The 7,920-nt window shown below is 30.5% G+C and carries 10 protein-coding genes; 4 read left to right on the plus strand and 6 right to left on the minus strand.

The genetic code is table 11. The features are described 5' to 3' along the window. Positions 1-2 precede the first annotated feature (2 nt). Genes ABY298_RS04190 through ABY298_RS04200 form a run of 3 tightly spaced genes read left to right on the plus strand, consistent with a single transcriptional unit; the run spans position 3 to position 710 of the window. Complete coding sequence (locus ABY298_RS04190) at positions 3-167, plus strand: hypothetical protein (RefSeq protein ID WP_372744749.1); 165 nt, start codon at positions 3-5, stop codon at positions 165-167. Between the two features lie 38 nt (positions 168-205). Further along, on the plus strand, positions 206-478 hold the full coding sequence (locus tag ABY298_RS04195; protein WP_372744750.1) for a heavy-metal-associated domain-containing protein: 273 nt from the start codon (positions 206-208) through the stop codon (positions 476-478). Positions 479-488: 10 nt separating this feature from the next. Beyond that, positions 489-710, plus strand: a complete 222-nt coding sequence (locus tag ABY298_RS04200) for a DUF2892 domain-containing protein (protein WP_372744751.1) — start codon at positions 489-491, stop codon at positions 708-710. Between the two features lie 76 nt (positions 711-786). Here ABY298_RS04200 and ABY298_RS04205 read toward each other — a convergent pair whose 3' ends face one another. The 6 genes from ABY298_RS04205 to ABY298_RS04230 form a co-directional block, all read right to left on the minus strand. Next, the gene (locus ABY298_RS04205; protein ID WP_372744752.1) at positions 787-3,282 is read right to left on the minus strand and encodes a TonB-dependent receptor; all 2,496 of its coding nucleotides are present in this window, start codon (positions 3,280-3,282) and stop codon (positions 787-789) included. 225 nt (positions 3,283-3,507) lie between these two features. Beyond that, entirely contained in the window at positions 3,508-3,909 is a 402-nt protein-coding gene (gene arfB / locus ABY298_RS04210; RefSeq protein WP_372744753.1) for an alternative ribosome rescue aminoacyl-tRNA hydrolase ArfB, read from the minus strand. Next, a complete protein-coding gene (locus ABY298_RS04215) occupies positions 3,909-4,505 on the minus strand; it encodes an AAA family ATPase (RefSeq protein ID WP_372744754.1) in 597 nt (198 codons plus the stop codon). The genes arfB and ABY298_RS04215 overlap by 1 nt, the downstream gene beginning before the upstream one ends. Next, positions 4,475-5,098 (minus strand): nicotinamide riboside transporter PnuC, encoded by a 624-nt coding sequence (gene pnuC / locus ABY298_RS04220; RefSeq protein ID WP_372744755.1) that lies wholly within the window; start codon positions 5,096-5,098, stop codon positions 4,475-4,477. The genes ABY298_RS04215 and pnuC overlap by 31 nt, the downstream gene beginning before the upstream one ends. Further along, the gene (locus ABY298_RS04225; protein ID WP_372744756.1) at positions 5,095-5,811 is read right to left on the minus strand and encodes a geranylgeranylglyceryl/heptaprenylglyceryl phosphate synthase; all 717 of its coding nucleotides are present in this window, start codon (positions 5,809-5,811) and stop codon (positions 5,095-5,097) included. Before ABY298_RS04225 ends, pnuC begins: the two co-directional genes overlap by 4 nt. After that, entirely contained in the window at positions 5,804-6,442 is a 639-nt protein-coding gene (locus ABY298_RS04230; protein WP_372744757.1) for a 4'-phosphopantetheinyl transferase superfamily protein, read from the minus strand. Before ABY298_RS04230 ends, ABY298_RS04225 begins: the two co-directional genes overlap by 8 nt. 90 nt (positions 6,443-6,532) lie before the next feature. On the opposite strand from ABY298_RS04230, the gene ahcY reads away from it, so the two are divergent. After that, the gene (ahcY, locus tag ABY298_RS04235) at positions 6,533-7,849 is read left to right on the plus strand and encodes an adenosylhomocysteinase (RefSeq protein ID WP_372744758.1); all 1,317 of its coding nucleotides are present in this window, start codon (positions 6,533-6,535) and stop codon (positions 7,847-7,849) included. The last annotated feature ends 71 nt before the right edge of the window (positions 7,850-7,920 follow it).

Consider the following 7,920-nt stretch of genomic DNA (forward strand, 5'->3'; position numbering starts at 1 on the left):
AAATGAAAACAAATATGCAAAAAACGGTTCCATATAGCAATATATCATACGGAACAGAGCCTACTAAATTGGTTAGATTTATGAGGGTTTTCTTTTTATTTCAGATTTATAATTTTTTTAGATTAAATTTAAAAGTGATGATGATTGTTGTTAGAGGACATTCTTAATCAAATATTTTGTAAATTTGTACTCTAAAATTAATAGAATGATGATATTAGAAATATTAAACTTAAAATGTGGTGGTTGTGCCAATTCAATAAAAAAAGGATTGTTAGCCATTAACGGTGTTACAGATGTAACTGTAGATTTAGAAACATCAAAAGTAACTATAGATACCAAAGATAATTCGGTTTTAACTGAAGTTAAAAATAAACTGGCTTCTATGGGGTATCCTGAAGTTGGTGATTCAAATACTATAATTCACAAAGCAAAATCTTTTGTAAGTTGCGCTACTGGAAGAATGACTTCAGAATCTTAAAAAACTAGTTATGAAAAAAAATGTAGGTAGTACAGATAAGATTGTTAGAATTATTTTAGCAATTGCAATAGGTCATTTTGCCAATTCAACTGTATTTGAATCTAATTGGATTCAATATTTGTTATTTACAATTGCAGGAATTATGTTAGTGACACCAATTATTAGTTTTTGTCCGCTTTATACTCTTTTTGGGATAAATACTTGTGATGAAACTTGTAACGTAGGAAACTAATTAGATTTAATTTATCAAAAATAAAAAAAACCGAAGCAATTTGCTTCGGTTTTTTCTTTTTCATAACAATTCTGTTTTAAAACTTTAAAGTTGCTCCAATTAAAAAATTTCTTGTAGCTTGTGGATAATAAAAGATTTCAGTTATAGCTGGATCGTTTGATCCTGTTGGGCGATAATAATAACTATACGTATATCCGTTTGAAACATATTTTGCATTAAAAATATTATTTACAAGTAAACTTAAAGAGATTTCTTTTATCCAAGTTGGATTAATTTTTAAAGTAGCATTAAAGTTGTTTACAAAATAAGCATCCATACTTTTTAAATTGCTTGTTGTATTGTCTAAATATTGTTTGCCAACATATTTTGAAATAAAACCTAACGAAACTTTTTCCGTTGGTAAATAAGTAATAGTTCCACCTGCAATAAGTGCTGGAGAAAAAGATATGTCAGTATCTGTGTAGGTTGTAGAAATTGCATTATAAGCTGTGTCTTCCCAAGTAATAGGATCGTACTGACTGTCATAAACAATATAATCAAATTCTTTAATTTTGTTTTCGCTTACTGTAGCGTTGACATCAACTCTTAATTTTTGAGAAAATTGATATCCCGTTTGTAATTCTATTCCAGCTCTGTAACTTTTATCTACATTTTGACGAATAGGATCGCCAACATCATCTATTTCACCTGTTAAAACCAACTGATCTTTGTAATTCATATAATATAAATTAGCTGTAATATATGCGTTTGATGTTTTAAACTTATAACCTAGCTCAAAATCTTGTAATTGTTCGTGTTTTGGACTAATAGGGTTCTTTGTTAAATCGTCTCTATTTGGTTCTCTATTAGCAATAGAAAAAGATCCATAAACTGAATTTTGATTATTAAAAGAATAGGTTAAACCAAGTTTTGGATTAAAAAAGTTGTATTCTTTTTTAACATCAATAGTTAATAAATCTGAACTTAAACCATTCGCTTCATAATTAATGCCTCTATATTGTAAATCTATAAAAGCTAAAGTTTTTGAGTTGATTTCGTATTCTGTTTTTAAATAAGTGTTAAATTCCTTTTTTTCTCCTATACTAGAGTAATAATTGGTTTCTGAAGGAATAGCAACCGGGAAAGAATCCCAAATTATTTCACCAAAATGGTCACCGTCATATTTATTATAACCACCACCTAAAATAACATTTAGCTTGTCTTTTTTATAATTTAGGCTGTAAACTAATGCGTAAAAATCGTTATCCAACCATCTTCTTCTTATAACCTCACCTTCTTCATCGGCATTTTCATCATCAGGAAAATAATCGCCAACTTCTTCAAAAGGTTTATATTGCTCAAAATATCCTTTTCCTGATGTGTAATTTCCTGAAATATTTAACGATACATATTTTGTAAATGAGTGGTCTAAATGCAATTGATAATGGGTTTGTTTGTAATTGTCAACTTCATTTTTGTAGGTGTAATGGTTGTAGGTTCTTCCTGGATTACTTAATAAATTTTCTAATTGTTCATCTGTAAGAGAATAACCTTCGTGGTCAATAAAAGTTTGAATTCCTTCAGCATCATTTTCAACCACAGCTTTTGGTGTTCCGTACCACGCTTGTTGTGTAATTTCTTGTCCGCCAAAAACAATTCCTTTAATACTTGTTTTATCAGAAATAAAGCCTAATTCTGTATAATAAGAAGTTAAATCCGAAGCAGATCTATCTATATAACCATCACTTGAAATGCTTGATAAACGTGCTGCTGCATAAAAATTATTGCGTAAGCCTGTTCCTAAACTTAAATTGTGCTTTCTAGTACCATAAGAACCCACAGAATTGGAAGTACTTGCGTATGCTTCTTCAGTTACAGATTGCGTTTTAATATTTAAGCTTGCGCCAAAAGCACCAGAACCATTGGTTGAGGTTCCAACACCACGTTGCAATTGAATATCTTCTACAGAAGAAGAAAAATCGGGCATATTAACCCAGTATGTTCCGTGACTTTCACTATCATTATACGGAATTCCGTTGATGGTTACATTTACACGAGATGCATCACTACCACGAACTCTAATTCCGGTATATCCAACTCCTGCACCAGAATCTGATGTTGTAACTACTGATGGTAATTGATCTAATAAAATTGGTAAATCTTGTCCCAAATTTTTAGATTCAATTTCTTTTTTGGTGATGTTTGTAAAAGCTACAGGTGTTTTTTCGTTTGCTCTTGTTGCAGAAATTTGCACTTCATGTAGGTTAACAAAACTATCTGCCATATCAATAGTAATAAAAGTATTTTTGTTTAAGTTTACCGTAACTTCCTTTGGTTGACTAATGGCACTAACAACTAAAGTGTAGTTTCCTTTTTTTAAGGAAAAAGAGAAGTTTCCTTCAGAATCTGTTGAAACTCCCTGAGAAGTTCCTTTAATTAAAATACTGGTTCCGGGTAAAGGAGATGTTCCATCTGTAACCTTACCAGAAAGTTTAAATAATTCTTGAGCATTTGTTTGAATACTAAATGCCATCAATACTAAAGCTACTAATACTTTCGCTTTTTGAAAATAATAATTTAATTTTTGTTTCATTTTTTATAAAATAAAACGATGTAAAAAGAGGTAATTAATCGATGATTTGAATAATTAACTTGTTTGCTATTAAAACACCTTTTAGTGTTTCTGTTTTCCCTTAACAGCATTACCTGTTCAGGTTCATTGGGTTTGATCTCAGCCGTTTTAGGCACCCCTTTTGAGACAATGCAAACTTAGTTATAATAATTTATTAAAAAAAAACATTTTATAATATTTACATATTTAGTAATTTGGCTTTTGTCGAAGTGCTTTTTTTAAAGCCACATTTTTCTTTTTGTCTATTCGTTTTTGAATACTAGATTTGGTTGGTTTTGTTGCTTTTCTTTTTTTAGGAACTTTTAAGCCATTTTTAATAATTGTAAAAAAACGTTCAATTACAATTTCTTTGTTTTTATGTTGACTTCTGCTTTCGTCACAACTTAATAAAAGCACATTTTCTTTGGTTAATTTTGTTTGCAAATTTTTAAGAAGTAGTATTTTTTCATCATCAGAAAATTCGGCACTATTTTGCAGGTCAAAAATTAATTCGACCTTTGATGAAACTTTATTTACATGTTGTCCGCCAGCACCGCCACTTCTTACGGCTTTAAAATTTAATTCTTTAAGTAAAGCTTCTTTATTCATTATTTTTTAGAATGGTAACTATGTAAATTTGGCAGCGCTTTTAAAATTTTATCAATCTCCGAAATTGCAAGTTGCAAACGCTCTTTTTTTTCGCCTTTTAAAATAATGTACGGTCTGTTGTGTTTTTTTAATCCAGCTTCAAAAGCATTAAACATTTCTAAACGTTGATCGGGTCTATCGCGTAAATCGTCTTCTTCCCAAGGCGTATCAATATAGGTTAAAAGATATAAGTCGTATTTATTTGCAATGGCAGCTTTATCTAAATCTGGATGCACATAACCGCCATAATATTCTTCCGAATATATTTTAGTTACTAATAAATCGGTATCACAAATTAGCAATTTATCGGCTTTTAAAGCTAATTCATTTTCTAATTTCATTTGACCAATAGCAATGGGTAATAAATCGGAATTTTCGCAGGTTTTACGTTCGTTATTCCATTTATCTTGCAAATATTCTCGTGCAAATTCTGGTGCCCAAACAGTATTATAATGTCTGGCTAAATGTTTTGCAAGTGTTGTTTTTCCTGAACTTTCTGGTCCGTATAAAACAACCTTAACTATGTTTATATTTTTTTGTTTAAGAGCTTCTTCCATTCTAAGTATCCAAAAATTGCAATAAATGTAAATATAAGGTATTGAAAACTAGTAAAGGTAAAACCTTTATAAAAATATAGTGGAACGGAAATAATATCGCCTAAAATCCACCAAATCCAGTTTTCTATTTTTTTTCGGGCCATTAGCCACATTCCAACAAAGAAAATAGCTGTTGTAACGGTATCTACGTATGCAACCCAGCTTGTCCATTTATCAAAACTTTTATAAACTATAAAAACAAAAAGCAGCGTAGAAATAAATATAATTAACGATGTTCTTTTTTCTTGTTTTGTTGTTTTAGTTATAGGTGTGTGATGTGTTTCGTCTACTTTTCGAGTCCAAATATACCAACCATAAACACTCATAATAAAGTAATAACCGTTAATCATCATATCACCTAACAAGCCCCATTTTAATAACAAATACACAAAAATACTGGTGCTTACCATTCCTGTTGGATACACCCAAATACTGTTGTTTTTGGAACTCCAAACAGATAAAAAACCAAAAATTACTGCAATAATTTCTAGTGAAATATCTATAGTCTCGTAAGTGCTATATTGGTCAAAAAGATAATGAAGGAGTTCTGTCATAATTTTTGTAAGGTGTTATTTTCAAAGGCGGTTCCAATAACTACTAAATCGGCACCACTTTTATAGGCGTTATTTAATTGTTCTTTGGTTCTAATTCCTCCGCCAACTATAATTGGAATTGAAATATTTTTTTTTACTTCGGATATTATTTTTAAACCAACTACATTTTTAGCGCCACTACCTGCTTCTAAATAAATTAACTGTTTACCTTTATACATTCCTGCAATTGCTGTTGAAACCACTAAGTCAATATTATTTTGAGGGATTGGTATTGTTTTACTTACTTTTAAAACTGATGAATTGGTACCGCCATCAATTAAAATATAACCAGTTGGAATAATTTCTAAACTTGAATTTTTTAAATAAGGAACTGCTTTAATTTGCTGCTCAATTAAATACTCTGGGTTTCTTCCAGAGATGAGTGATAAAAATAAAAGTGCATCTGCTTTGTTAGTTACTTGACTATAATCTCCTGGGAAAAGGATAATTGGAATTTGTGTATGTTCTTTTAATTTTTCAACAAAAGCATCTGTAATTCCGTTTTCTACATAACTGCCACCTACAAAAATAAAATTTGCATTTAGGTTTTCAATTTTTTTAGAAATAGAAGAGATTTCCTCCAAGGTTGTTTTATCAGGATCTAATAAAATGGCTAGCAATTTCTCTCCTTTTTTTGATGCTTGTTGTATAAAAGTTAATAGTGATTTACTCATTTTTTGAAGTGTCTAATGCGTAAACCAAGGTAAAATCTTCTAGTTGTTCAAACCTAATATCATAATTTTTATCCCAACCTTCAACTTTAATGGTTCCTGTTGTTTTTTTATCGGCAATTTGAAAAGAATTAATATCTATATCATTTTTAAAGGTTAATCCGCCAAACGGATAAATTTTATATAAACTTTCTTTAGCTCCCCAAATAACGGTTAATTGCTGAATATAATCATCATCTTTATGAATAAAACCTCGTTCAAAATTTACAAACTTATGTTGAATAATTTTTATTTTATCCCTGTTTTTTTCAATATCAATACCAACTTCAACATCGCTAATTATAATGGCTGAAAAGGTAAACGAATGTGTAATGGAAATATGTTTACCATCTTTTAAATGTGGCTTGCCGTTTCCGTTATAATACAAATCAGCATCGCAATAACCAGCTTCCTTTAATAAATGGCGTACACTTAAAAAACCACGTTGATGCAATTCAGATTTCATTGAAAGTACTCTTTCTTTGCTTCTGTTAGTTAACTCAATAGGTAAATTTAACGCATCAAAAGACTCAGTAATTTTCCATACAAAAATGTTGGTGTGTAAATTTGGTTTAATTGTTTTAAATAAAGGCATTTAGTTTCTCGTTTGGATTTTGTACTTTTGCAAAATCTAAAAAAATTATAAACTTTTAATTGTTTTAATAAACAAGCAAATTTAATAAATATGAGTACAGAAACATCAACTTACGTAAAATATAAAGTAAAAGATATCAATCTTGCAGATTGGGGACGTAAAGAAATTCAATTAGCTGAAGCTGAAATGCCAGGTTTAATGAGTTTAAGAGAAGAGTTTAAAGGACAAAAACCATTAGCAGGTGCACGTATTGCAGGTTGTTTACACATGACTATTCAAACTGCTGTGTTAATTGAAACATTGGTAGATTTAGGAGCTGAAGTTACTTGGAGTTCTTGTAATATTTTCTCTACACAAGATCAAGCTGCTGCGGCAATTGCTGCTGCTGGAGTTTCTGTGTATGCTTGGAAAGGAATGAATGAGCAAGAGTTTGATTGGTGTATTGAGCAAACATTGTTTTTTGGTGAAGATAGAAAACCATTAAATTTAATTTTAGATGATGGTGGAGATTTAACCAATATGGTGTTGGATAGATATCCAGAGTTAGCAGCAGGAATTAATGGTTTAAGTGAAGAAACTACTACAGGTGTTCACCGTTTATACGATAGAATGAAAGCAGGAACATTACCAATGCCTGCTATTAATGTAAACGATTCTGTTACAAAATCTAAATTTGATAACAAATACGGATGTAGAGAAAGTGCTGTTGATGCAATTAGACGCGCAACGGATGTTATGTTAGCAGGTAAAAGAGTTGTAGTTTGTGGTTATGGCGATGTTGGTAAAGGAACCGCAGCTTCATTTAAAGGAGCTGGATCTATAGTTACAGTTACAGAAATTGATCCAATTTGTGCATTACAAGCTGCAATGGACGGTTTTGAAGTGAAAAGATTAGAAACTGTTGTTGGAAACGCAGACATTGTAATTACTACTACAGGAAATAAAGATATTGTTCAGGCGCGTCATTTTGAAGCAATGAAAGACAAAACTATTGTTTGTAACATTGGACATTTTGATAATGAAATTGATATGGCCTGGTTAAACAAAACTTACGGAGCATCTAAAGTAGAAATTAAACCTCAGGTTGATAAATATACAATTGGTGAAAACGAAGTTATTGTATTGGCAGAAGGACGTTTGGTAAACTTAGGTTGCGCAACTGGTCACCCAAGTTTTGTAATGAGTAATTCATTTACAAACCAAACATTAGCACAATTAGAATTGTGGAACAACCGTGATGCTTATAAAAATGAAGTATATATGTTGCCAAAACATTTAGACGAAAAAGTAGCACGTTTACACTTAGCAAAAATTGGTGTGGAATTAGAAACTTTACGTCCAGACCAAGCTAAATATATTGGTGTTGAGGTTGAAGGACCATTTAAGCCAGAATATTACAGATATTAATAGCTGAAATTAATTATAAAAAAAGCTTCGTAAATATATTTTTACGAAGCTTTTTTAGTTATTTTTGAAAA

Origin of the sequence: Lutibacter sp. (assembly GCF_041596795.1) — a bacterium.
In the GTDB taxonomy this organism is placed as follows: domain Bacteria; phylum Bacteroidota; class Bacteroidia; order Flavobacteriales; family Flavobacteriaceae; genus Lutibacter.

Bases quoted from the DNA above. Each gene is read 5' to 3' on its own strand.
- ABY298_RS04190 (WP_372744749.1), top strand. From the start codon at position 3: ATGAAAACAAATATGCAAAAAACGGTTCCATATAGCAATATATCATAC.
- ABY298_RS04195 (WP_372744750.1), top strand. From the start codon at position 206: ATGATGATATTAGAAATATTAAACTTAAAATGTGGTGGTTGTGCCAAT.
- ABY298_RS04200 (WP_372744751.1), top strand. From the start codon at position 489: ATGAAAAAAAATGTAGGTAGTACAGATAAGATTGTTAGAATTATTTTA.
- ABY298_RS04205 (WP_372744752.1), bottom strand. From the start codon at position 3,282: ATGAAACAAAAATTAAATTATTATTTTCAAAAAGCGAAAGTATTAGTA.
- arfB (WP_372744753.1), bottom strand. From the start codon at position 3,909: ATGAATAAAGAAGCTTTACTTAAAGAATTAAATTTTAAAGCCGTAAGA.
- ABY298_RS04215 (WP_372744754.1), bottom strand. From the start codon at position 4,505: ATGGAAGAAGCTCTTAAACAAAAAAATATAAACATAGTTAAGGTTGTT.
- pnuC (WP_372744755.1), bottom strand. From the start codon at position 5,098: ATGACAGAACTCCTTCATTATCTTTTTGACCAATATAGCACTTACGAG.
- ABY298_RS04225 (WP_372744756.1), bottom strand. From the start codon at position 5,811: ATGAGTAAATCACTATTAACTTTTATACAACAAGCATCAAAAAAAGGA.
- ABY298_RS04230 (WP_372744757.1), bottom strand. From the start codon at position 6,442: ATGCCTTTATTTAAAACAATTAAACCAAATTTACACACCAACATTTTT.
- ahcY (WP_372744758.1), top strand. From the start codon at position 6,533: ATGAGTACAGAAACATCAACTTACGTAAAATATAAAGTAAAAGATATC.